Source organism: Streptomyces sp. NPDC043870, from assembly GCF_056435785.1.
On sequence record NZ_JBWKDT010000035.1, the window covers coordinates 59123 to 79647 of the forward strand.

A 20525-nucleotide genomic window follows, 5' to 3' on the forward strand; every position below is an offset into this window, starting at 1 on the left:
GGTGTGGTTCGAGACTACCGGTCGAGAGAAACGATCATCTTTCCGGTGTTCTCGCCACGCATGAGGCCGAGGAACGCCTCGGCGCCGTTCTCGATGCCCTCGACGACGGTCTCCTGGTACTTCAGCTCGCCGGAGCGCAGCCAGCCCGAGACCTCCCGCACGAACTGCGGCTGGAGCGCCTCGTGGTCGCGCACGAGCATGCCCTGCATCCGCAGCCGCTTGCCGATGACCATGGCGAGGTTGCGCGGGGCGGAGGTGGGCTCGGTCGCGTTGTACTGGGCGATCATGCCGCAGACGGTGATGCGCCCGTGCACGTTGAGGGAGGAGATCGCGGCTTCCAGGTGATCTCCGCCGACGTTGTCGAAGTAGACGTCGATGCCGTCGGGGGCGGCCGCCTCGAGCTGCTCGGCCACGTTGCCGTTCTTGTAGTTGAACGCGGCGTCGAAGCCGTACTCCTCGACGAGGAGCTTGACCTTCTCGTCGGAGCCGGCCGAGCCGATGACCCGGGACGCGCCCTTCAGCTTCGCCATCTGGCCGACCAGGTTGCCGACCGCACCGGCGGCGCCGGAGACGAAGACCGCGTCGCCCTCCTTGAAGGAGGCGACGTCGAAGAGTCCGGCATAGGCGGTGAGCCCGGGCATGCCGAGAACGCCCAGGAAGGCCGAGAGCGGGGCGGCGGAGGCGTCGAGCTTGACGGCCTGCTTGGCGTCCACGTCCGCGTACTCACGCCAGCCGAGGAAGTGCAGGACGTGGTCGCCGACCGCGAACCCCTCCGCGTTCGACGCGATGACCTCGCCGACCGCGCCGCCCTCCATGGGCTGGTCGAGCTGGAACGGCGGAACGTACGACTTCACGTCGTTCATCCGGCCGCGCATGTACGGGTCGACCGAGAAGTGCAGGTTACGGACGAGGATCCGGCCCTCGCCCGGCTCGGTCACCGGGGCCTCGCGCAGGGCGAAGTCCTCGGGCTTGGGCCAGCCCTGCGGGCGGGCGACGAGGTGCCATTCACGGCCGGACGCGGGAAGAGCGGACATGGCTGCGGTGCCTCCTTGAAAAGCTTCAGGTACTGAAACAACCATGCTCCTGAATATTTCATGTTGTCAAGTATCGGGGTATGCTGACAGGCATGGCCATCACTCGAACAGACCCGCTGACCCTCGAGGTCGTCGAACTCATCGGCTCAGTCGTGGCCCGCTACCACGACGAGTACGAGGAGGCCGCGAGCCGGCACGCCCTCACCGGGGCTCAGGCCCGGGTGCTGAGTCTGCTCTCCGTGGAGCCCACGGCCATGCGCCGCATCGCGCAGAAGCTGAAGTGCGAACCGTCGAACGTGACGGGGATCATCGACCGGCTGGAGGCGCGCGGGCTGGTCGAGCGCCGGCCCGATCCGGCCGACCGCCGTGTGAAGATCGCCGCCGCGACGGAAGCGGGCTGCACGACCGCGCAGCAGCTGCGCGAATCCCTGGGCTTCGCGCGCGAGCCGCTCGCCGAGCTGTCGGCGCAGGAGCGGACGGTGCTGCGGGACCTGCTCAAGCGAATGCTGGGTGAGCCGACGGCGTAGGGCCCGTCCGCCCGCACACGCACGCGCCGGACGGGCGCGAAGCGTGCCCTGTACCGACCGGCCCCGTACCGACCGGCCCCGTACCGACCGGCCCCGTACCGACCGGCCCCGTACCGACCGGCGGGCCCGAACGGATGCCCTCAGGCAACGGACGGGCGTGAAGCATGCCCGCCGGGGGTCTCCTCGTGGGCCTACGTGCACCAGAAGAGGAACCAGGTGCACGTCTCGGTCGGACTCGGCGTGGGCGCGGGCGCGGGCGGCGGCGGTCCGGGCTGTCCGGGCGGCGTCGACGACGCCGGTTGCGACGGGCCGGCCGTACCCGACGGAGAAACGTCACTGCTCGGCTCGGGCGCGGCGGACGACGACACGGACGGCTCGGCCTGCGAGGACGACGCGGCGACACCGGGCCGTGCGCTCCCCCGGACCACGGATGTGCTCGGCCTGGCCGGCTGCGCCGACGACGTCGTGGGCGCCTCACTCACCGCGCTCGGACCGGGCGGCGGCTCGGTGCTGCCGGTCGGCTCGGGTATGTCGTCGACCGCGATGGACTCCTCCTCGCGGACCTCGACGGCCGTGCCGTCGTCGCCGGACGACTCCCTCGCCAGCTCCGCCAGGCTCAGCGCCCCCGCCGCCAGAGCGAGCCCGACGGTCCCGATCAGTACCTTCCGCCCACGCTTCCGGCGCGCTCGGCGGGCGCCGGCCCTGCGGTCACGGCGACCGGACGCGGGGGCACGACGGTGTCCGGCGGGCGGCCGGTCCTCACCGTGCGCACCGCCCAGCTCGATGACGACGTCGTCGTCCGTCGATACGGGGCTGTGGTGCCGTAGCTCCTCCGCGGGAGTACCGCACCCGGCGCACGCCAAAGCCCCGTTGAGGTGTCGACGGCACTGGTAGCAGTAATCCATGGCGCCCGCAGCGTATGCAGCGAGGGGACAACAGAGGTAGCCGGGACTGTGAGGATCCTGTGTGGAAACATCACTCGCCCGGCACGTCGGCTGGCCATGGAGTCCTCCCGGACCTGGTGATACGGGCACGATGGGGGCATGAACTCCTTCGGGCCGCGCGACTTCCAGCTCGTCCTGCTGCGCCGGATGGCCGACCATCAGCCGGGGCTCGTCGAGGACGCCCGCCATGAACTGGGCGCGTCGATCGCCGACATGAGAGAGGCCAACCGCCGCTGGCAGGCGATGGTCCGCTCGCCGCGCGGCCGCGGCTCGCTCGCCCGGTACCGCTCCGTGCTCGGCACCCCCGAGTCGACGTCCCGCCGCCGGATCGGCGACCTGGAGTGCGACGCGCTGCTGTGGCCCGTACCGCTCTGGCCCGACCTGCGGTTCGAGGTCCTGGCGGCGCCCGGCGGGGCGGTGTGGAACGAGTGGCTGGTACGGGCGCCGGGGGCGGCGAGCCCGGTGCTGCGCACGGAAGAGGATCTGCGCCCCTGGTCCTGCACGGTCGACGAGGTGGCGAGGGCGTTCGCCCCGGTACGCCCGATGGAGGGCACGGCCCCGACGCGGTGGCGACTCGCGTTCACCCTGCCCGACGGACGGCCCTGCGTGGCGGAGTTCAGCTGGGGGCTGCTGCAACGGCTGATGTGACGGCGCGCGGCTGGGCCCGCCGCACAGCTGATGTGACGTCAGGTATCTCTTCCGGCCCACCCCCGACCGGCTCAGCTCAGCGCGCGCCGCGCGCCCGGCGATCGGACGATGCGAACACGAACCGCTCCCGGGAGGATCTGTCGTGACCGTCAGTCTTGAGCAGCTGCGTCGTTGCCATGTCGCCGTCGATCTCGGCGCCGCGAGGACCCGGGTCTTCGTGAAGGGCGCCGGGCTCGTCGTCGATCAGCCGAGCGTGGCCGCCGTCAACACCCGTAACGGCGCGCTCATCGCCGTGGGCGAGTTCGCCGAGCAGATGACCGGCCGTACGCCCGACTACATCCGGGTCATGCGCCCCGTCTCCGGCGGCAGCGTCATCGACATCGACATGGCCCAGCGCATGCTGCGCCATCTGCTCGGCGAGAAGCTCCGCCGCCACCTGCGCCGCAAGCCGCGGCTGCGCGCCGCGGCCTGCGCCCCGCACGACGCCGATCCGCTTGCGCAGCGCGCCACGGTGGAGACGCTCGTCGGCCTCGGCGCCCGCCGCGTCGAGCTGGTCGACACGCTGATTGCGGCCGCGGTCGGCTGCGGGCTCCCGGTGGAGCAGCCGACCGCCACCATGATCATGGTGTGCGGGGCGGCCACCACCCAGATCGCGGTCCTCTCCCTTGGCTCGATCGTCACGGCCGTGCGGATTCCCGTCGGCGGTGAGGCCGTCGACCACGCCGTGATCCAGCACCTCCGCCACCAGCACGCACTGATGCTGCCCAGCCAGTCCGTACGCCCCCTGCAGCTGGCCCTCAGCGGGAACGGCCTCACCCTCCAGGGGCCGGCCTCCACCGAGATCCACGGCCGTGACGTGGCCACGGGCCTCGCCCGTTCGGTGCGGGTCGACACCGCCGCCGTGCGCGACGCCATCCACACCCCGCTGACCGCCGTGCTCGACGGCATCGGGTTGATCCTGCGCGAATGCCCGCCCGATCTGGTCGCCGACCTCGCCGACCGCGGGATCATGATGGTCGGCGGCAGCGCGCTGCTGCCCGGTCTCGACCAGATGCTGCGCGACGCGACCGGTATGCCCGTGCACATCGCGGAGCGGCCCGACGTCTGCGCGGTGCTCGGGCTCGGGGAGATGATGGAGGGCCGAATTCGGTCGATGATCCTCGATCCGCTCACCGCCTGAGGATGCCGCTGGGGATGCCGCCCGGGGAGAGCACGCCGCGGCGCGCGGCGCCGGCGCAACTGCCGAGGCTGCTGGAGGCGTGCTGAACGCCAGCACCGTCGAGCGGCGCGGAGGGTGGGCGCGAACCACCCGGCGGGCCGCGGACGGACACGCGCCGGAGGTCATACCCCGGTACGGTCCGCGGCCGGCCCCGCCGTACGACGCCCCACGTCAGGCGTCGGCAACGACCCGCAGGGCGAGAGGCGCGGCGGACATCGGGTTCTGTCCGGTGTACAGGTTCGGGTCGACCACCACGTTGGGTGTGAAGGGCTCGCTGTTCTCCAGCCGGGCGCCCTCGGCGCGCAGCCGGTCCTCGAGCAGCCACGGAGCCTTGGCCGCCAGACCGCCGACGACCTCCTCGGCATTGGTGAAGGCCGTCATGCGGTAGCCGCTGAACGACCATGTCCCGTCCGTGCGCCGGGCGGCGAGCATGGCTGCCGGCGCGTGGCAGACGATGGCGACCGTGCGACCACTGTCGCGCCACCGCGACGGCGGCGACGGCTGCCCCGCACGCACCGGCGTCCATCTGCACGCCGCGGTGATCGACCAGGGCCCCTGCGTCGCCCCGCACCCCTCGTCGATCGCGATCGCGCTGCTCGCCTACGACGCCCGGGCCGACGTCCACGGCCTCGGCACCCTCGGCATCGCCGAGCTGTACGGGAACGGGTCCGACCCCACCCGCGACCATCTGCTTGCTCCGCAGCAGATCCTCACGGCCGTCACCCTGCCGGCCCCTCTTCCCGGCGAACGGGCCGCCTACAACCGGGCCATCGGCCGGGCCAAGGCGGAATGGCCGCTCGTCGAAGCCGTGGCCCGGGTGGCCGTCTCCGACGGCATCGTCACCGCGGTGGCGGTCGCCGCGGGCGGGATCGCCAACACCCCCCTGCGGCTGCCGGAGGTCGAGGACGCCCTGCTGGGCCGCGAGGCGACCCCGGCGAACCTGTTCACCGCCGCAACCGCGGCCACCAGGCGCTGCACGCCGCTGCCGCAGACCCGCTTCAAGGTGGAGTTGCTCCGCGACACCGTGCTCGACGTGCTCGAGAAGGCGGTCCCGGCCGGGACCGCCTGACCACCCATCCGGTCAGCACACCGACACACCGACACACCGACACACCGACACACCCAACGCGCAGACCAGGGAGCCGGAAGCCCCGATGCACGACATCGCCCAGCAGTTGCACACCTGGCGAGCGGGTGGCCGCGGCTTCGCGGTGGCCACCGTGGTGGCGGTCTCGGGCAGTGCTCCTCGCCCTCCCGGCGCCGCGCTGGCGGTGAACACGGACGACCAGGCCGTGGGCAGCGTCTCCGGCGGGTGCGTGGAAGCGGCCGTGTACGAGTTGTGTCTCGAAGCGCTCCGCACCGGGCGGCCCCTACGGCAGCGCTTCGGATACAGCGACGACGACGCCTTCGCCGCGGCCCTGACCTGCGGGGGCGTGATCGACGTCTTCGTCCAGCCGGTGCCGCCGAGCCCGGAGCCGGCCCCGGACCGCGGTTTCGACATCGCGCTGGACTCCATCACCGGCGACGAGCCCGTGGCTCTCCTCCGGGTCGTCGAGGGCCCGGCCGACCTGCTCGGTGCGGCGCTCGCGGTTCGGCCCCGCGGTCACTCCGGGGCGCTTCCCGCCGGCTCCGGCCGAGCCGCGGAGCGCGGCGTTCTCGAGAACGCCGCCGTGAGACAGGCCCGCGCCATGCTCGAAGCGGGCACGACAGCGACGTTCGAGCTCGCCCCGGACGGGCGGTCCTGCGACCCGCACACCGGAGAGACCGTCACCTTTCTCGTCGAGTCCCATGTGCCGCCGCCGCAGATGCTGGTCTTCGGCGCCGTCGACTTCGCCGGCGGCATGGCGCGGCTCGGCGCATTCCTGGGCTATCGGGTGACGATCTGCGACGCACGGGCGGTCTTCGCCACCGCGGCGCGCTTCCCGGACGCCGACGAGGTCGTCGTCGGTTGGCCGCACCTCTACCTCGACCGCGAAGCCGCCGCCGGCGCGCTGGACAGCCGCACCGTGGTCTGCGTCCTCACGCACGACCCCAAGTTCGACATCCCGCTGCTCGAGCGCGCCTTGCGGATGCCGCTCGGCTACATCGGAGCCATGGGCTCCCGCCGCACCCACCGCGACCGGCTCGCCCGACTGCGCGACACCGGTCTCACCGACGCCGAGACCGGCAGACTTCACTCCCCCATCGGCCTGGACCTCGGTGCCCGCACGCCCGAGGAGACGGCCGTCGCCATCGCGGCGGAGATCATCGCCCGCAACCGCGGCGGCAGTTGCCTGCCCCTCACCGGCGGGGTTGGCCCCATCCACCGGAACGGCCGGCTTCGGCAGCCGGAACTGCGATCGGACGAAGCGGAGGAAACGGCTTAGGTCGTGTCTGACAAATGGCGCCAGGCGGGATTTGTCAGACACGGCCTAACGCGCCGTGCGCAAGGCGATGCGGGTGCTGGACTGTGCCACGCCCGCCTCCCGTTTGAGGCGGCGGAGGAGGGTGTCGAGCGCCGCCGGGTCGGCGGCGTGGGCGCGGACGAGGTAGTCGTGGGCGCCTGTGACGTGGACGACCTCGGTGATGCCGGGGAAGCGGCGTACCGCGTCCTCGAACTCCTCGTTCGTCGTGTCCAGGCGCAGCGTGATGTCGATGAAGACGACGAGGCCCTCGCGGGCCCCGGCCGCCGCCGGGTCGACCAGTGTCGTGAAGCCGCGGATGACGCCCTCGCGGCGCATCCGCCGCACCCGGTCGGCCGCCGCGTTCGCGCTCAGCCCGACCCGTACACCCAGATCGCGGTAAGAGATCCGCGCATCCTCCCGGAGCACGCCGAGGATTTCACTGTCGAGTCGATCCATGCCGCGATTGTCGCAGTGAGGGGCGTAATCCGGCCGCGCGGGCCATGGGCGCTGTCCGATCGTGAGCGCCATGAGCGAGATATGGACGACTGCGGTCGCCGGCGCGGCCGCGGGCCTTGGTGTGGCGGTGCCCCTGGGGGCGATGGGCGTCCTGCTGATCCAGGAGGGGATGCGCGACCGCAGGCACGCGGTCGCGGCGGCCGCCGCCGTGGCGGTCGTCGACATGGCCTACGCGGCGGTGGCGACGGCCCTCGGCCCGCTGGTCGCGTCGGCCCTCTCGGGCGTCGGGGCGTGGGTTCGCCTCGTGTCGGCGGCAGTCCTGATGGTGATCGCGGTACGAGGGCTGTGGGCGTCGCGCCGCGTGACCGAAGACCCCGAGGCGGCCGGAGCCGACCGGGCCGGCGGCACCGTGCGGACATTCACGAGGTTCGCCGCGCTCACCCTCGTCAACCCCACCACCGCGCTGTACTTCGCGGCGCTGACCACCGCACAGGGCGCCGCGCTCCGCGGCGGCGCGGCCGGCGCGATGTTCGTGGCCGGGGTGTTCGCCGCCTCGCTCTTCTGGCAGCAGTTGCTCGTCGCGGCGAGCGGGTTCACGGGCGCCCGGATCGGTGCGAGCGCGCGCGCCTGGACGTTCCGCCTGGGGTTCGGCCTGGTGGCCGTGTACGCGGTGAAGATCGCTCTCCCGCTGCCGTGAACCGTATGCACCGGATGCCGTGAGCCGTACGGCCCAGCACCGCGCGCCCGCCCACCCGCCTCGATCTTGACTGACCTCGTGGACAGCGCAGACAAGGCCTCCCCCACCGCGTACCGCAACCTCGTCGTGGCCACGACCGGCTTCGCGCTCACCTTCTGGGCGTGGAACCTGATCGCGCCGCTCAGCGGCAGCTACAAGGACCGGCTCGGGCTGACGTCGTTCGAACAGTCGCTGCTCGTGGCCGTGCCCGTTCTCGTGGGCTCGCTGGGCCGCATCCCCGCGGGCGCGCTCACCGACCGGTACGGCGCCAGGCTGATGTTCCCGCTGGTGTCGGCACTGACGATCGTGCCCGTGCTGCTGCTGATCCCGGCGAAGGCCTCGTACGGCGCGATGCTCGCGGTGGGCTTTCTGCTGGGGCTCGGCGGTACGACGTTCGCGATCGGCGTCCCGCTGGTCAACTCGTGGTTCCCGCAGGTCCACCGGGGTTTCGCGATCGGCGTGTTCGGCATGGGCATGGGCGGGGTGGCACTGTCCGGGTTCTTCACGCCCCGCATCGCCGAGGCCGGCGAGGACCTCCCCTTCTACGTCGCCGCGATCGCGCTCGCCGCGTACGCGCTGATCGCCGCCGCCCTCCTCCGCGACCGGCCCGACCGGCCGGTGCCGACGGCCTCACTGGCGTCGCGGCTCGAACAGGCCGGGCGGCTGCGGGTGACATGGGAACTGTCGGCGCTGTACGCGATCGGCTTCGGCGGGATCGTGGCGTTCGGCGTCTACCTGCCGACGTATCTGAAGACCTGGTACGAGCTGTCACCGACCGACGCGGGCACGAAGGCCGCCGGGTTCGCGCTGATCGCCATCGTCTTCCGGCCCTTCGGCGGCTGGATCTCGGACCACGTCCACCCGGCCTTGGTGACCGCCGCCGCGCTGGGTTTCGTGGCACTGTGGGCGATCGTCCAGGCCTTCGATCCGCCGATCGCGCCGGGCGGCACGGTCGCGCTGCTGTGCATGGCCGCGGGGCTCGGCACCGCGAGCGGCAGCGTCTTCGCGCTCGTCGCGCAGGTGACACCGCAGCCGCAGGTGGGCAGTGTGACCGGCATCGTCGGCGCGGCGGGCGGGCTCGGCGGCTTCGTACCGCCGCTGGTGATGGGCGCGGTCTACAGCGAGAAGGGCTCCTACTCGATCGGCTACATGCTGCTGTCGGATCTGGCGCTGGCGGGCTGCGTGTACGCGTACGGCCGGATGCGGAACATCCGCGCGGGCGGCGACGAGACGGAGCAGGCGCGGGCGTCGGCCGCCAGGACATAGGCCTGGGCCGGGCCCGGACAGGCGACGAGGCTGCCGAAGGAGTGCGCGACGACGTCGACGCGGTCGGCTCCGGTCCGTGCGCGGACGTCCTCGACATACGAGACGTACGAGACGTACGAGGCGTACGAGGCGTACGAGGCGAAGCGGCCGGAGAGGGTCTTGTTCACGGACCGGTGGGTGTCGTAGCTCCGGGAGAAGAGTACGCACGAGTAGCAAGCAGTGGGGAGAATGGTGCTGGCTGTGGGCAAGGATGAACAGCCCTGTGCACGCGTGACTTGAGGAGGACGACGAGTGAGTGCTCTCTTCCCGGCCCTGGCCGCGGATGCCGAGGGTTCCGGCCGGCCCGCGATGCGCTTCGGGGACCGTGCGCTGACGTACGGCGAACTCGCCGCGTCGGCCGGGTCGCTGGCGGGGCGGCTCGCGGGAGCGGGGCGGGTCGCGGTGTGGGCCACGCCGTCGCTGGAGACCGCCGTCGGGGTGGTCGCCGCGCTGCTCGCGGGGGTGCCCGCGGTGCCGCTCAACCCGAGGACCGGCGAGCGTGAGCTGGCTCATATCGTCGGCGACAGCGCGCCGGCGCTGGTGCTCGCCGCTCCGGGTGAGGAACTGCCGTCGGCGCTGGACGGGTTGGAGCGCGTGGACATCCCGGTGTCCGCACGCTCGGGGGCCGGGGCTGCGCTGCCGCCCGAGCCGGATCCGGGCGCGCCCGCGCTGGTCGTCTACACGTCGGGGACGACCGGCCCGCCGAAGGGCGCGGTGCTGCCGCGGCGGGCGATCGCGGCGACGCTGGACGCGCTGGAGGACGCGTGGGCGTGGAGCGGGGACGACGTCCTCGTCCATGCGCTGCCGCTGTTCCATGTGCACGGGCTGATCCTGGGGATCCTCGGTCCGCTGCGGCGGGGCGGTTCCGTACGGCACCTGGGGAAGTTCTCGGCGGACGGCGTGGCCCGGGAGCTCGGGACGGGCGGGACGATGCTGTTCGGGGTGCCGACGATGTACCACCGGCTGGCCGAAGCGGCGGAGGGCGACCCGGAGTCGGCGAAGGCGCTCGCAGGGGCACGGCTGCTGGTGTCGGGCTCGGCGGCGCTGCCGGTCCACGACCATGAGCGGATCTTCGCGGCGACGGGCCGGCGGGTCGTCGAACGGTACGGAATGACCGAGACGCTCATGATCACGAGCGTGCGCGTGGACGGGGAGCCCCGGGCCGGGTCGGTGGGTCTGCCGCTGCCGGGCGTCGAGCTGCGGCTGGTCGAGGAGGACGGGACCGAGATCGCGGAGTACGACGGCGAGACGGTCGGCGAGATCCACGTGCGGGGGCCGAATCTCTTCACGGAGTACCTGAACCGGCCGGACGCGACGGAGGCGGCGTTCGACGGGGGCTGGTTCCGTACGGGCGACATGGCGGTCCGGGATGCGGACGGCTATGTACGGATCGTGGGACGCAAGGCGACGGACCTGATCAAGAGCGGCGGTTACAAGATCGGCGCGGGCGAGATCGAGAACGCGCTGCTGGAGCACCCCGGGGTGCGGGAGGCCGCGGTGACCGGCGAGCCGGACGAGGATCTGGGCGAGCGGATCGTGGCCTGGGTGGTACCGGCGGATCCCGCACGACCGCCGTCGGCGGCGGAGCTGTCCGACCACGTCGCCGGCCAGCTCGCGCCGCACAAGCGGCCGCGCACGGTCCGCCTGCTGGAGTCGCTGCCCCGCAACGACATGGGCAAGATCATGAAGCGGGCGCTCACCCATGGCTGAACGACTGACGGCCCGCGAGGCGATCGCCCTGACGGCCGACGCGTTCGAGGAAGCGAAACCCACGGCGACCGCACAGTCCGGCGACGGGCCGCTCGGGTGGGCGGGGTACGGCGCGTCGCTGGCGCGGGCGGCCCTTCGTAGCGGCGAGGAGGAGTCCGTCGTCTGGGGAACGGCACGGATCGGTGGCAGCCGGGCCGTGGTGGTCTCGTTCGAATTCGGCTTCCTGGGCGGGTCGTTGGGTGAACGGACCGGCGACCGACTGGAGGCGGCGTACGCCTACGCCCGCGAGCGACGGATGCCGCTGGTGTCGCTGATCGCGACGGGCGGCAGCCGTATGCAGGAGGGCATGATCGCCCTCACCCAGCTTCAGCGGGTGGCCCGCGCCTCCGCCCTGACCCGCGCGGCCGGACTGCCCCAGGTCGCCGTGCTCCGCGACCCGACGACGGGCGGCGGCTGGGCCACGCTGGGCGCGGGTGCGGACGTCATCCTCGCCCTGCCCGGCGCACAGGTCGGCTTCGCCGGCTCCCGCGTCCGCCCGCCGGACGCCGATCCCTCGGCGTACACGGCCGAGGGTCAGCTGGCGGCGGGCCACATCGACGCGATCGTCCGCCCGGAGGACCTCCGGTCCACGCTGTCGCTGTGGCTGACACTGCTGACGGGCGGCGCAGGCACCGGCACGGACACCGGGGCCGGGGCCGGGGCCGGGGCCGGGGCCGGGGCCGGGGCCGGGACGCCGCCACCCCACGCCCTCGGGGACGCCGGGGCCGCCGCACCCACGGGCTGGGAAGCCGTGCAGCGTGCCCGGGACCCCCGCAGACCTCGCGCCGGGGCGTATCTCGACGCGTACTTCGACGAGCGGCTGGACGTCCATGGGGACCGGTGCGGCGGAAGGGACCCCGGAATGATGTGCGGGTTCGGGCTGCGGGGCGGCCGGGCCGTCGCGTACGCCGCGCAGGGCGGGACCGCGACGCGGCCCGCCGGGTACCGGACGGCAGCGCGGCTGGTCCGGCTCGCGGACCGGCTGGGGATCCCCGTACTGACACTCGTCGACACACCCGGTGCCGCCAATGACGCCGAGGCCGAGCGGGAGGGTGCGGGCGCCGCGATCGCCGATGTGTTCGCGGCGATAGCGTCCGCCCGCGTCCCGGTGACGACACTCGTGATCGGCGAGGGCGGCTCGGGCGGGGCCCTGGCGCTGGCCGCTCCGGGCAACACCTGGGCCACGCCCGACAGTTACTTCTCCGTCATCGCGCCGGAACCGGCCGCGGCCATCCTCAAGCGCGCCCCCTCCGCGGCGCCGTCGACCGCGGACCAGCTGCGGCTGCGCCCTCAGGACCTCGTGGAGCTGGGGGTCGTACGGGGGATCGTGCCCCACGGGGAACGGCCCTCGACGCGGCCATGAGGTGCGTCACAGCAACTTAGGGTTCCCTTCCCTGGCACCCGGGCCCTCTGGTACACGTGGCAGACCCCACCGCACCACCGGGAGTCTCGCCATGGACCAGGACCACGCGCCCGACGTCATACCCTTCACCATCGACCTGACCTTCGAAGAGGCCCGGCGACGGGCCGAGGTCGTCGCCGCGCTCGGGCCCGACTGGGACCCGGTGGCCGCCCTGCAGGCCGAGGACGCGGCGTACACGCTGCTCTACTCCGGCCTCGACGCCGACCAGCAGCGCACGTACGACATGCTCGTGGCCGCCGGTGTCCTTCCCGGAGGGGAGCCGGGCCGTGCGGCTGCCCATTGACCCGCAGGCGGACATCGCGCGCCGTGCCTGGGTGCGCTGCCCCGGCTGCGACGACGCACGGGACTGCGCCACCTGCGCCGACGGGCGCAACTGCGGTGTGCACTGGCGCTATCTGATCTCCAACAAGGGCACGGTCGTCCACCTCCAGTGCCCCGGCTGCACCCACACGTGGTCGCTCGACACCAGGCGCCGTACGACCACATGAACACCGGCGCGTGAGCACGGGCGCATGAACGGCGGCACATGAACGCCGGCACATGAACACAGCCATGTGAGCACGGGCATGTGAGCACGGGCATATGAAGCGGCCCGGTACGGCGCCGCATCGCCGTACCGGGCCGCTGTTCCGGAGCCGTCAGCGCATCACTTCACGCCGACCGCCCGGATGATCTCCTGCTTCACCGAGCCGCCCTGGTCATCGCCGGCCGAGGCACGCAGCGAGACGGACTGCGCGTCCTTCGGCACCCACAGCGACGCCTCCCACGCGGCGGACTCGCCGCGTACGCCGCCGAGCCGCCCCTTCGACCACGTCTTCCCGTCGTCGTACGACACCTCCAGGGTGGCCCCGGTGATCTTTCCGGTGCCGGAGGCGCCCTTCACGTACTCGGAGAAGATCCCGATGTCGAGCTTCTTCCCCGCCCGCACATCGCCGGTGAGGTCGGTGTCGACGTCGAAGCCGAGGTTCAGCATCGGCACGGTGGTCTCCCGGTCGACCGGGGTCTGGCTGGACCGGAAGGTCCACTCGGAGTGGCCGCGGGTGGAGAGCACCCACCGCTCCGGGTCGAGCGTCGTGTCGGTGACGACCCGGCCTTCATCGCCGCGCCGCCGATGCTCGGCAGGGACCGCACGGTGTCCCCGCCGCGCGGGGCGGCGGCACGGCTGCCCATGGCGTACGTGACGATCAGCGGGAGCGGTTCGCCCGCGCCGAGGCCCTGCTCGATGAGCCCGGTGACGTCGAACAGCCGCTTGTCGAGGACCCCGGCGTCGAGGTAGGGCCGGGCCTCGTCGGGTACGACGGTGACGCGGCCGTTGGATATCTCGCTGCGTACGGCACCGGTGGCGTCCTTGGGACGCTCGACGGCGACGGCTTTGCGGCCGCCGCCGAGATCGGTGACGGTGACCTCGTCGCCGGTGATGAGGGTGACGGTGTTGCGGGGAGCCGATTCCGCGGGCGCGACGCTGCTCTTGGGGCTGTCGGGGGTCTCCGCGCCGAGGGCCTGTCCGGCCGGGAGCAGTACGAGCGAGAGCCCGGCCGCCAGCAGCCGGGCTCTCCTTCTCGCGGGCGCTCTGGTCATGGATGTCTCTCCTCGTAACTCCCGGTGAAGGGGTGGTTCCGGGTGTTCCGAAGAGTCTGAGCGCTCATAAGTCGCTTGGGACGACCAGAGGTTGGCGGCTACCTGCCATGGCGGCTACTTGCCATTCACCTGCCGGAGGCTCGCCCCCCGCCATCGGCCGGGGCACCCGCCGCATGGGAACGGCGGAGCGCTCGGCGGGATCCGGTCGGCGAAGGGGGACATCACCGAAGGCATATGACGGAGCTGTATGGATGACGGCAGGTCAGCAAACCGGTGATCGCTCGGATGTCGGACCGGCACGCCACCGCAAACCTGCTAGCTGTAAGCACCAAACACATCGGACATTGCGGAAAACCGTCATGCAAAAGCCGGTTCATCCACCGTCGACATCCAAAGAAAGGTCTGGGATGCCCAGAATCTTCGGCGTCACCCTCCTTGTCCTCGCCCTTGCCGCCGCGTCCCCGGCTCCCGCAGTTGCCGAAGCACCTGCACAGTCCGGCCAGATCCCCGGCCAGTACATCGTGACCCTCAAGGACACCGCCGCAGTCGGAGAGGAAGACGCGGCCGTGGAGGCGGCCGTGCAACAGGCATCCTCCATGGGCGCGGAGGTGAAGCACGTCTACCGCCACGCCCTCCACGGCTACGCGGCGTCCATGAGCGCGAGTGCGGCTGCCGCGCTCGCCGAGGACCCGAAGGTCCAGTCCGTGCAGCCCGACCGTACGGTGCGGATCGCCTCCCAGTCGGTCCCCAGCGGTGTGGACCGGGCCGAGGCCGATCACAGCCCCACCGCCGCCATCGACGGCGTGGACAGCCAGGTCGATGTCGACGTCGCGGTGATCGACACCGGAGTCGACGCGAACCACCCGGACCTGAATGTCTACGCGGACGGCGGCACGAACTGCTGGCTGCCCCAGATGAAGCAGATGGACCTGCACGGTCACGGCACGCATGTCGCCGGCATCGTCGGCGCCCTGGACAACGACACCGGTGTGGTCGGTGTCGCACCTGGCGCCCGGATCTGGCCGGTCCAGGTGCTCAGCCCCCTCGGGTGGGGTTCCACCGCGGACGTCGTCTGCGGCATCGACTACGTCACCGCGCACGCCGACCAGATCGACGTCGTCAACATGAGCCTGGGCGGTGAGGGCGCCGACGACGGCGAGTGCGGCGCGAGCGACAACGACATCATGCACCAGGCGATCTGCGCCTCCGTCGCCAAGGGCGTCACCTACGTCGTCGCGGCCGCCAACGACCACGCCGACGCGAAGAACACCGCCCCCGCCTCATACGACGAAGTGATCACCGTCAGCGCGCTGGCCGACTTCGACGGCAAGCCCGCGGGCCTCGGCTCACCCACGTGCCGCAATGACAAGGACGACACCTTCGCCGACTTCTCCAACTACGGCTCCGACATCGACCTGATCGCTCCGGGTGTGTGCATCGAGTCCACCTTCGCGGGCGGCGGCTACTCCACCCTGTCCGGCACCTCGATGGCCGCGCCCCATGTCGCGGGCGGCGCGGCCCTGTACCGGGCGAAGCACCCCGGTGCGTCGCCCAGCACCGTCAAGGCGGCTCTGCAGAGCGCCGGCACCTTCGACTGGACCGCGCCCTCCGAGGACGGCGACAGCATCCAGGAGCCTCTGCTCAACGTCGGTTCCCTCTGAGCGGCGGGTTCGTTCGGAGGCGCCCCCACGGCTTCCTTCCGGACGTCCCCGCCGCCTCCTGCCGAGCGGCGCCCCTGCTGGGGCGCCGCTCTACGGCGTCGGTTCGCGGGCGTCGTACCGGACGAACCCGCGTCCGCGCAGCGCCAGCAGACCGATCGCCAGGACGCAGGCGAGCCCGCCGCCGGTGATGGCGACCATGGGCGAGGTGAGGTCGGCGACCGATCCCGCGAGGAAGTCCCCGAGGCGCGGCCCGCCCGCGACGACGACGATGAAGACGCCCTGGAGCCGTCCGCGCATCTCGTCCGGCGCGGCTGCCTGGAGCATGGTGTTCCGGAACACCATGGAGACGGTGTCGGCGCAGCCCGCGAGGGCGAGGAAGAACAGCCCGAGCCAGAGGTTCCTGGTCAGTCCGAAGACCGCGATCGCCGTTCCCCAGGCCGCGACGGCGAGCAGGATCGCCACCCCGTGCCGCCGGATCCGCCCCAGCCAGCCGGAGAACACACCGCCGAGCAGCGCGCCGACGGCGGGGGCGGCGACGAGGAGACCGGTCGTGCGGGCGTCCCCGCCGTACCAGAGCACGGCGACGGCGGGGAACAGCGCCGTCGGCTTCGCCAGGATCATCGCGCAGAAGTCGGAGAAGAAGGTCATGCGGATGTTGGGGCGGGTGGCGAGGAAGCGCAGCCCGTCGAGGACCGAGGCCCGCTTGGTGTCCGTACGGTCCCGGTCGGGGAGCATCGACGGCAGGCGCCACATGGCGTACAGCGCCGCGCCGAACGCGATGGCGTCGATGAGGTACGCGGCCTGGTAGCCGCCGGATCCGACGATGACGCCGCCCAGCATCGGCCCGATGAGCATGCCGGACGTCATCGTCATGGAGTTGAGGGCGTTGGCGGCGGGCAGCTGTTCGGGCGGCAGCAGCCGGGGGATCATCGCGCTGCGGGCGGGTGCGTTGAGCGCGGCGCACACCGCTTGACCGGACACCACCGCGTACAGGAACCACACGTGGTGGAACTCCGCGAACGCGGCGGTGGCGAGCGCGGCCGACAGCACCGCGGACCCGGTCGCGCTGAACAGTCCGAGTCTGCGGCGGTCGACGGTGTCGGCGACGGCGCCGCCGTACAACCCGAAGACGATCAGCGGAACGAGGGAGAAGAGCCCGACGAGCCCGACGGAGAACGTCGAGCGGGTGATGTCGTACACCTGGAGGGAGATCGCGAGGGTCGTCATGCCCTGGCCGATCCAGGAGACGGTGTTCCCGAACCAGAGCCGCCGGTAGTGGACGGAGGCGCGCAGGGGCGTGAGATCGGCGAGGATGCGGCGGCGGTCGCGGACGGGGGTGCCGGTCGCGGTCATATCCGGCCGGCCAGGGGCCAGGGGCGGTGGGCTGGTGTGCGGACTGTTGGCGGCATGAGCGGCAGTATAGGGACGCAGCGGGGTGGGCCCCTTACTCCGGGTGGGCGGGGCGCGCTCAGCTCGCCTCGACGCCGGCTCCCTGCCGCGTCCGGCCACTGCCGGACGTGTCGCGAGCCGCGCTGCGGGGAGTATCGCGAGCCGTACTGCGGGGACTGTCGCGGGACGCGTCGCGCGACGTTTCGAGGACCGTGCCGCGGAACGTGTTCCGGTAGGCCATCGGCGCCACCCCGATCGCCGCGACCAGATGCTGCCGCAGCGACGCGGCGGTCCCGAACCCCGCCTCCTCCGCCACCCGGTCCACCGGCAGATCACTGGTCTCCAGCAGCCGTCGCGCGTTCTCGACACGCTGCTGGGTGAGCCACTGCCCGGGCGTCATCCCCACCTCGTCGCGGAAGCGCCGGGAGAACGTACGGACGCTCATCCGCGCGTGTTCCGCCAACTCGGCCAGCGACAGCGGCCGGTACAGCTGTCCGAGCGCCCACGCCCTGGTGGGGGATGTCGTGGCGATCGTCGGCTCCGGCACGGGGCGTTCGATGAACTGCGCCTGCCCGCCGTCACGCCACGGCGGTACGACACAGAGCCTGGCCACCCGGTTGGCGACCGCGCTGCCGTGGTCACGACGCAGCAGGTGCATGCACAGGTCCACCCCGGCGGCGACCCCGGCCGCGGTGAGGACGTCGCCGTCGTCGACGAAGAGCACGTCCGGGTCGACGACGACCAGGGGGAACTGCCGCTGGAAGTACTCGGCTTCGTTCCAGTGCGTGGTGGCGCGCCGGCCGTCGAGGAGCCCGGCGGAGGCGAGGACGTACGACGCGGTGCAGATGGAGACGGTGCGGGTGCCGGGCCGCAGGCGGGTGAACGCCTCGGCGAGCGGCGCCGGAAGCCACTCCCGCTCCCCGTTCTCCGCCGTGCCGCAGGTGAACGGCGGAATCACGAGCGTGTCCGCCGTCCCGAGGGTCTCCAGACCGTGCTCCACGCCGATGGTGAAGTCGGCGCTGGTACGGACCGGGCCCCCGTCCAGGCTGCAGGTGATCACGTCGTACAGCGGCTCATCGCTTCCGCCCCGCGCGGTGCCGAAGATCCGGACCGGGATGCTCAGCTCGAACGGGTAGACGCCTTCAAGTGCCAGTACCACGACGCGATGCATGGCCAGATCCTTTCACACCTTGGCCATCCGGCCACTCGAGACGCCCGACCGGGCCGAGCAGAGTAGGGCCGTACCGCCCCACCGGGGGAAACCACACGACGGCAAAGGAACACGACCATGCGCGCGATCGGCCAGGACACGCTCGGCGGCCCCGAGGTACTGAGGGTCGTCGAGGTGGACCGCCCGGTGCCCGGTCCCTCGGAAGTGCTCGTCCGGGTGCACGCGGCAGGCGTCAACCCGACCGACTGGTGGCACCGCTCGACCGGCGGTCTCCTGGGCGACACCCCGGTCCGGCTGGGCTGGGACGTGTCCGGAGTGGTGGAGGCGGTCGGGCTCGGCGTGACGATGTACCGGCCGGGCGACGAGGTGTACGGGATGCCGCGGCTGCCGCAGCCGGCGGGCGCGTACGCCGAGTTCGTCACCTCGCCGGCCCGCCACCTCGCCCGTAAGCCGGCCGGTATCTCCCACGTCGAGGCCGCGGCCCTGCCGGTCGCCGCGCTCACCGCCTGGCAGTCCCTCGTCGACACGGCGGACGTACAGCCCGGGCAGCGCGTCCTCGTCCATGCCGCGGCGGGCGGCGTCGGCCACTTGGCCGTACAGATCGCCAAGGCCCGCGGCGCGTACGTCATCGGCACCGCCCGCGCGGCCAAGCACGCGTTCGTCCGTGGACTCGGCGCCGACGAGGTCATCGACTACACCGAGACCGACTTCGTCACCGCCGCCCCCGACCTCGATGTCGTCCTCGACACCATCGGCGGGGACTACGGCCCCCGCTCCCTCCGGACCCTCCGCCGGGGCGGCACGCTCGTCTCCCTGGCCTCCCCGCACGAGACCCGTCTGGAGGCCCCGGCCGCCGAGCTCGGCCTCCGCGCCGGCTTCACGATCGTCGAACCCGACCACTCGGGGCTGAAGGAGATCGCCGCGCTCGTCGAGTCGGGCCGGCTGCGCGTCGAGGTCGACACCGTGCTCCCCCTCGAACAGGCCGCCAAGGCCCACGAGATCGGCGAGAGCGGCCGCACGAAAGGAAAGATCGTCCTCACGGTCGCCGGGTGAGGCGAACGACGTACGGGGCGAGCGTTTGCGCCGTCCCGTACGCAGGCGCAGGGTGAACAGGTGCGGACGTACCCCACCCTGATCCCGAGAGGACAGCGATCCTGATGCAGGGCAACGCCAAGGCAAAACAGATCAAGGGCAAGCTGAAGGAGACCCTGGGCAAGACCATGCACGACAAGTCCATGGTCAGGCACGGCAAGGGAGACCAGTTGCGCGGCAAGGCACAGGAGATGGCGGAGAAGGCGGCCGAACGGGTCCGCAAGGCGACGAAGCACTGACCTGACCCTCGCACCGACCACAGCACTGGCCAAGCGTCGACCGAAGCACCGGGCAGACACCTGCCGGGTGCTGATCAGGCCCCTGGCCAGGGCGCCGCCCCACGCGAGGCCGGACCTCGCCCGGAAGGCCCGCTCCGATCGCGTGACGGCCCTACCCGGGACCACACTGGTCTCATGGCGTCCTGGCCGGGCGGCCGCACGCCGGAAGGAAGTTCTCCATGCCCACGGACGCACACCCCGGTCCCCTACGGGTGCTGGTGTTCGGCGCGGCGCTGCGGGCCGGGTCCGTCAACGCCCGCCTGGCCTCCCTCGTGGCCCGCCTGATCGCCGACACCGGCGCCACCGTCGACCTCGCCGCCATGCACGACTTCGACATGCCCCTCTACGACGGCGATCTGGAGGACGAGGAAGGCCTGCCGGCGGGCGCGCTCGCGATGCGCGACCGGCTCGAACGCTGCGACGCCTTCGTGATCTCCTCCCCGGAGTACAACGCCTCCATGCCCGGAGTGCTGAAGAACGCGATCGACTGGGTCTCCCGCGTCCAGCCGCAGCCGTTCAAGTCCAAGCACGCGATGCTGCTGTCCGCCTCCCCGTCCATGGTGGGCGGCAACCGCGGGCTGTGGTCGCTGAGGGTTCCCCTGGAACACCTCGGCACCCGCGTCTATCCGGACATGTTCAGCCTCGCCAAGTCGCACCAGGGCTTCACCGAGGACGGCCTCCTCGCCGATTCGGGCCTGCAGGAACGCCTGGCCGAGACCGTACAGGCCTTCCTCAGCCTGGTGGAGGCCGATGTGAGCTACGTGTGCCTGCAGCGCCGCTGGTACGAGTTCCTCGGGGACCGCACCGAGGCGGCCGTCACCCAGCGGGCGGAGGACTAGTAGGGCTTGGTCAGGTTGGTATCGCCGTGGGTATGTCGCGGTGACAGGTGGGGCAGGCGCCGGTCCAGACCGCGAGGAGTAACTGCATCTCG

Annotated in this window: 23 protein-coding genes; 15 read left to right on the forward strand and 8 right to left on the reverse strand. The window is 72.1% G+C overall.

Annotated features, from left to right (window positions below):
• Nucleotides 1-14: 14 nt before the first annotated feature.
• Nucleotides 15-1034: an NADP-dependent oxidoreductase gene (locus AC0699_RS31120; RefSeq protein WP_478667106.1), complete on the reverse strand. Its 1020-nt coding sequence runs from the start codon at nucleotides 1032-1034 to the stop codon at nucleotides 15-17.
• 92 nt (nucleotides 1035-1126) lie between these two features.
• Between AC0699_RS31120 and AC0699_RS31125 the strand changes: the two genes are divergently transcribed.
• Nucleotides 1127-1561, forward strand: a complete 435-nt coding sequence (locus AC0699_RS31125) for a MarR family winged helix-turn-helix transcriptional regulator (RefSeq protein ID WP_478667107.1) — start codon at nucleotides 1127-1129, stop codon at nucleotides 1559-1561.
• 191 nt (nucleotides 1562-1752) lie between these two features.
• Here the strand turns inward: AC0699_RS31125 and AC0699_RS31130 are convergent, their stop codons facing one another.
• The gene (locus AC0699_RS31130; protein WP_478667109.1) at nucleotides 1753-2466 is read right to left on the reverse strand and encodes an SCO2400 family protein; all 714 of its coding nucleotides are present in this window, start codon (nucleotides 2464-2466) and stop codon (nucleotides 1753-1755) included.
• A gap of 138 nt (nucleotides 2467-2604) precedes the next feature.
• On the opposite strand from AC0699_RS31130, the gene AC0699_RS31135 reads away from it, so the two are divergent.
• Together AC0699_RS31135 and AC0699_RS31140 are read left to right on the forward strand one after the other, a co-directional pair.
• Entirely contained in the window at nucleotides 2605-3153 is a 549-nt protein-coding gene (locus AC0699_RS31135; protein ID WP_478667110.1) for a hypothetical protein, read from the forward strand.
• 142 nt (nucleotides 3154-3295) lie between these two features.
• A complete protein-coding gene (locus AC0699_RS31140) occupies nucleotides 3296-4333 on the forward strand; it encodes a rod shape-determining protein (RefSeq protein ID WP_478667111.1) in 1038 nt (345 codons plus the stop codon).
• 210 nt (nucleotides 4334-4543) lie between these two features.
• On the opposite strand, the gene AC0699_RS31145 is transcribed toward AC0699_RS31140, so the two are convergent.
• Entirely contained in the window at nucleotides 4544-4804 is a 261-nt protein-coding gene (locus AC0699_RS31145) for a type 1 glutamine amidotransferase family protein (protein ID WP_478667113.1), read from the reverse strand.
• A 31-nt stretch (nucleotides 4805-4835) separates the two neighbouring features.
• Here AC0699_RS31145 and AC0699_RS31150 point away from each other — a divergent pair, with 31 nt between their 5' ends.
• Nucleotides 4836-5441 (forward strand): FAD binding domain-containing protein, encoded by a 606-nt coding sequence (locus tag AC0699_RS31150; RefSeq protein WP_478667116.1) that lies wholly within the window; start codon nucleotides 4836-4838, stop codon nucleotides 5439-5441.
• An 85-nt stretch (nucleotides 5442-5526) separates the two neighbouring features.
• Nucleotides 5527-6738 carry an XdhC family protein gene (locus AC0699_RS31155; RefSeq protein ID WP_478667117.1) on the forward strand — a complete coding sequence of 404 codons (1212 nt, stop codon included), beginning with the start codon at nucleotides 5527-5529 and terminating at the stop codon, nucleotides 6736-6738.
• A gap of 45 nt (nucleotides 6739-6783) precedes the next feature.
• On the opposite strand, the gene AC0699_RS31160 is transcribed toward AC0699_RS31155, so the two are convergent.
• Nucleotides 6784-7212 (reverse strand): Lrp/AsnC family transcriptional regulator, encoded by a 429-nt coding sequence (locus tag AC0699_RS31160; RefSeq protein WP_478667119.1) that lies wholly within the window; start codon nucleotides 7210-7212, stop codon nucleotides 6784-6786.
• A 70-nt stretch (nucleotides 7213-7282) separates the two neighbouring features.
• On the opposite strand from AC0699_RS31160, the gene AC0699_RS31165 reads away from it, so the two are divergent.
• The 6 genes from AC0699_RS31165 (at nucleotide 7283) to AC0699_RS31190 (ending at nucleotide 12913) form a co-directional block, all read left to right on the forward strand.
• A complete protein-coding gene (locus AC0699_RS31165; RefSeq protein WP_478667121.1) occupies nucleotides 7283-7909 on the forward strand; it encodes a LysE family transporter in 627 nt (208 codons plus the stop codon).
• 78 nt (nucleotides 7910-7987) lie between these two features.
• A complete protein-coding gene (locus AC0699_RS31170; protein WP_478667123.1) occupies nucleotides 7988-9214 on the forward strand; it encodes a nitrate/nitrite transporter in 1227 nt (408 codons plus the stop codon).
• A gap of 291 nt (nucleotides 9215-9505) precedes the next feature.
• Nucleotides 9506-10963: an acyl-CoA synthetase gene (locus tag AC0699_RS31175; protein ID WP_478667125.1), complete on the forward strand. Its 1458-nt coding sequence runs from the start codon at nucleotides 9506-9508 to the stop codon at nucleotides 10961-10963.
• Nucleotides 10956-12365 carry a carboxyl transferase domain-containing protein gene (locus AC0699_RS31180; protein ID WP_478667128.1) on the forward strand — a complete coding sequence of 470 codons (1410 nt, stop codon included), beginning with the start codon at nucleotides 10956-10958 and terminating at the stop codon, nucleotides 12363-12365. The genes AC0699_RS31175 and AC0699_RS31180 overlap by 8 nt, the downstream gene beginning before the upstream one ends.
• 91 nt (nucleotides 12366-12456) lie before the next feature.
• Nucleotides 12457-12708 carry a DUF6400 family protein gene (locus tag AC0699_RS31185; protein WP_478667129.1) on the forward strand — a complete coding sequence of 84 codons (252 nt, stop codon included), beginning with the start codon at nucleotides 12457-12459 and terminating at the stop codon, nucleotides 12706-12708.
• Nucleotides 12692-12913 (forward strand): hypothetical protein, encoded by a 222-nt coding sequence (locus AC0699_RS31190; RefSeq protein WP_478667131.1) that lies wholly within the window; start codon nucleotides 12692-12694, stop codon nucleotides 12911-12913. The genes AC0699_RS31185 and AC0699_RS31190 overlap by 17 nt, the downstream gene beginning before the upstream one ends.
• A gap of 158 nt (nucleotides 12914-13071) precedes the next feature.
• Here the strand turns inward: AC0699_RS31190 and AC0699_RS31195 are convergent, their stop codons facing one another.
• On the reverse strand, nucleotides 13072-13404 hold the full coding sequence (locus AC0699_RS31195; protein WP_478667133.1) for a hypothetical protein: 333 nt from the start codon (nucleotides 13402-13404) through the stop codon (nucleotides 13072-13074).
• Nucleotides 13392-14003, reverse strand: coding sequence for a hypothetical protein (locus AC0699_RS31200; RefSeq protein WP_478667135.1), 612 nt, complete (start codon nucleotides 14001-14003; stop codon nucleotides 13392-13394). The genes AC0699_RS31195 and AC0699_RS31200 overlap by 13 nt, the downstream gene beginning before the upstream one ends.
• 407 nt (nucleotides 14004-14410) lie before the next feature.
• On the opposite strand from AC0699_RS31200, the gene AC0699_RS31205 reads away from it, so the two are divergent.
• Nucleotides 14411-15664: a S8 family serine peptidase gene (locus AC0699_RS31205; protein ID WP_478667137.1), complete on the forward strand. Its 1254-nt coding sequence runs from the start codon at nucleotides 14411-14413 to the stop codon at nucleotides 15662-15664.
• Nucleotides 15665-15754: 90 nt separating this feature from the next.
• On the opposite strand, the gene AC0699_RS31210 is transcribed toward AC0699_RS31205, so the two are convergent.
• Together AC0699_RS31210 and AC0699_RS31215 are read right to left on the reverse strand one after the other, a co-directional pair.
• On the reverse strand, nucleotides 15755-17017 hold the full coding sequence (locus AC0699_RS31210; protein WP_478667139.1) for an MFS transporter: 1263 nt from the start codon (nucleotides 17015-17017) through the stop codon (nucleotides 15755-15757).
• Between the two features lie 115 nt (nucleotides 17018-17132).
• Entirely contained in the window at nucleotides 17133-18224 is a 1092-nt protein-coding gene (locus AC0699_RS31215; RefSeq protein ID WP_478667141.1) for a GlxA family transcriptional regulator, read from the reverse strand.
• 117 nt (nucleotides 18225-18341) lie between these two features.
• Here AC0699_RS31215 and AC0699_RS31220 point away from each other — a divergent pair, with 117 nt between their 5' ends.
• From AC0699_RS31220 to AC0699_RS31230, 3 genes are all read left to right on the forward strand, one after another.
• Nucleotides 18342-19277 (forward strand): NADP-dependent oxidoreductase, encoded by a 936-nt coding sequence (locus tag AC0699_RS31220; protein WP_478667143.1) that lies wholly within the window; start codon nucleotides 18342-18344, stop codon nucleotides 19275-19277.
• Between the two features lie 104 nt (nucleotides 19278-19381).
• Complete coding sequence (locus AC0699_RS31225; RefSeq protein ID WP_478667144.1) at nucleotides 19382-19555, forward strand: CsbD family protein; 174 nt, start codon at nucleotides 19382-19384, stop codon at nucleotides 19553-19555.
• A gap of 218 nt (nucleotides 19556-19773) precedes the next feature.
• Nucleotides 19774-20433 carry an NADPH-dependent FMN reductase gene (locus tag AC0699_RS31230; RefSeq protein ID WP_478667146.1) on the forward strand — a complete coding sequence of 220 codons (660 nt, stop codon included), beginning with the start codon at nucleotides 19774-19776 and terminating at the stop codon, nucleotides 20431-20433.
• The last annotated feature ends 92 nt before the right edge of the window (nucleotides 20434-20525 follow it).

What these genes read in the sequence shown, in the direction of transcription:
- AC0699_RS31120 (WP_478667106.1), bottom strand. Translation starts at nt 1,034, where the DNA reads ATGTCCGCTCTTCCCGCGTCCGGCCGTGAATGGCACCTCGTCGCCCGC.
- AC0699_RS31125 (WP_478667107.1), top strand. Translation starts at nt 1,127, where the DNA reads ATGGCCATCACTCGAACAGACCCGCTGACCCTCGAGGTCGTCGAACTC.
- AC0699_RS31130 (WP_478667109.1), bottom strand. Translation starts at nt 2,466, where the DNA reads ATGGATTACTGCTACCAGTGCCGTCGACACCTCAACGGGGCTTTGGCG.
- AC0699_RS31135 (WP_478667110.1), top strand. Translation starts at nt 2,605, where the DNA reads ATGAACTCCTTCGGGCCGCGCGACTTCCAGCTCGTCCTGCTGCGCCGG.
- AC0699_RS31145 (WP_478667113.1), bottom strand. Translation starts at nt 4,804, where the DNA reads ATGCTCGCCGCCCGGCGCACGGACGGGACATGGTCGTTCAGCGGCTAC.
- AC0699_RS31155 (WP_478667117.1), top strand. Translation starts at nt 5,527, where the DNA reads ATGCACGACATCGCCCAGCAGTTGCACACCTGGCGAGCGGGTGGCCGC.
- AC0699_RS31160 (WP_478667119.1), bottom strand. Translation starts at nt 7,212, where the DNA reads ATGGATCGACTCGACAGTGAAATCCTCGGCGTGCTCCGGGAGGATGCG.
- AC0699_RS31165 (WP_478667121.1), top strand. Translation starts at nt 7,283, where the DNA reads ATGAGCGAGATATGGACGACTGCGGTCGCCGGCGCGGCCGCGGGCCTT.
- AC0699_RS31180 (WP_478667128.1), top strand. Translation starts at nt 10,956, where the DNA reads ATGGCTGAACGACTGACGGCCCGCGAGGCGATCGCCCTGACGGCCGAC.
- AC0699_RS31185 (WP_478667129.1), top strand. Translation starts at nt 12,457, where the DNA reads ATGGACCAGGACCACGCGCCCGACGTCATACCCTTCACCATCGACCTG.
- AC0699_RS31200 (WP_478667135.1), bottom strand. Translation starts at nt 14,003, where the DNA reads ATGACCAGAGCGCCCGCGAGAAGGAGAGCCCGGCTGCTGGCGGCCGGG.
- AC0699_RS31205 (WP_478667137.1), top strand. Translation starts at nt 14,411, where the DNA reads ATGCCCAGAATCTTCGGCGTCACCCTCCTTGTCCTCGCCCTTGCCGCC.
- AC0699_RS31210 (WP_478667139.1), bottom strand. Translation starts at nt 17,017, where the DNA reads ATGACCGCGACCGGCACCCCCGTCCGCGACCGCCGCCGCATCCTCGCC.
- AC0699_RS31215 (WP_478667141.1), bottom strand. Translation starts at nt 18,224, where the DNA reads ATGCATCGCGTCGTGGTACTGGCACTTGAAGGCGTCTACCCGTTCGAG.
- AC0699_RS31220 (WP_478667143.1), top strand. Translation starts at nt 18,342, where the DNA reads ATGCGCGCGATCGGCCAGGACACGCTCGGCGGCCCCGAGGTACTGAGG.
- AC0699_RS31225 (WP_478667144.1), top strand. Translation starts at nt 19,382, where the DNA reads ATGCAGGGCAACGCCAAGGCAAAACAGATCAAGGGCAAGCTGAAGGAG.
- AC0699_RS31230 (WP_478667146.1), top strand. Translation starts at nt 19,774, where the DNA reads ATGCCCACGGACGCACACCCCGGTCCCCTACGGGTGCTGGTGTTCGGC.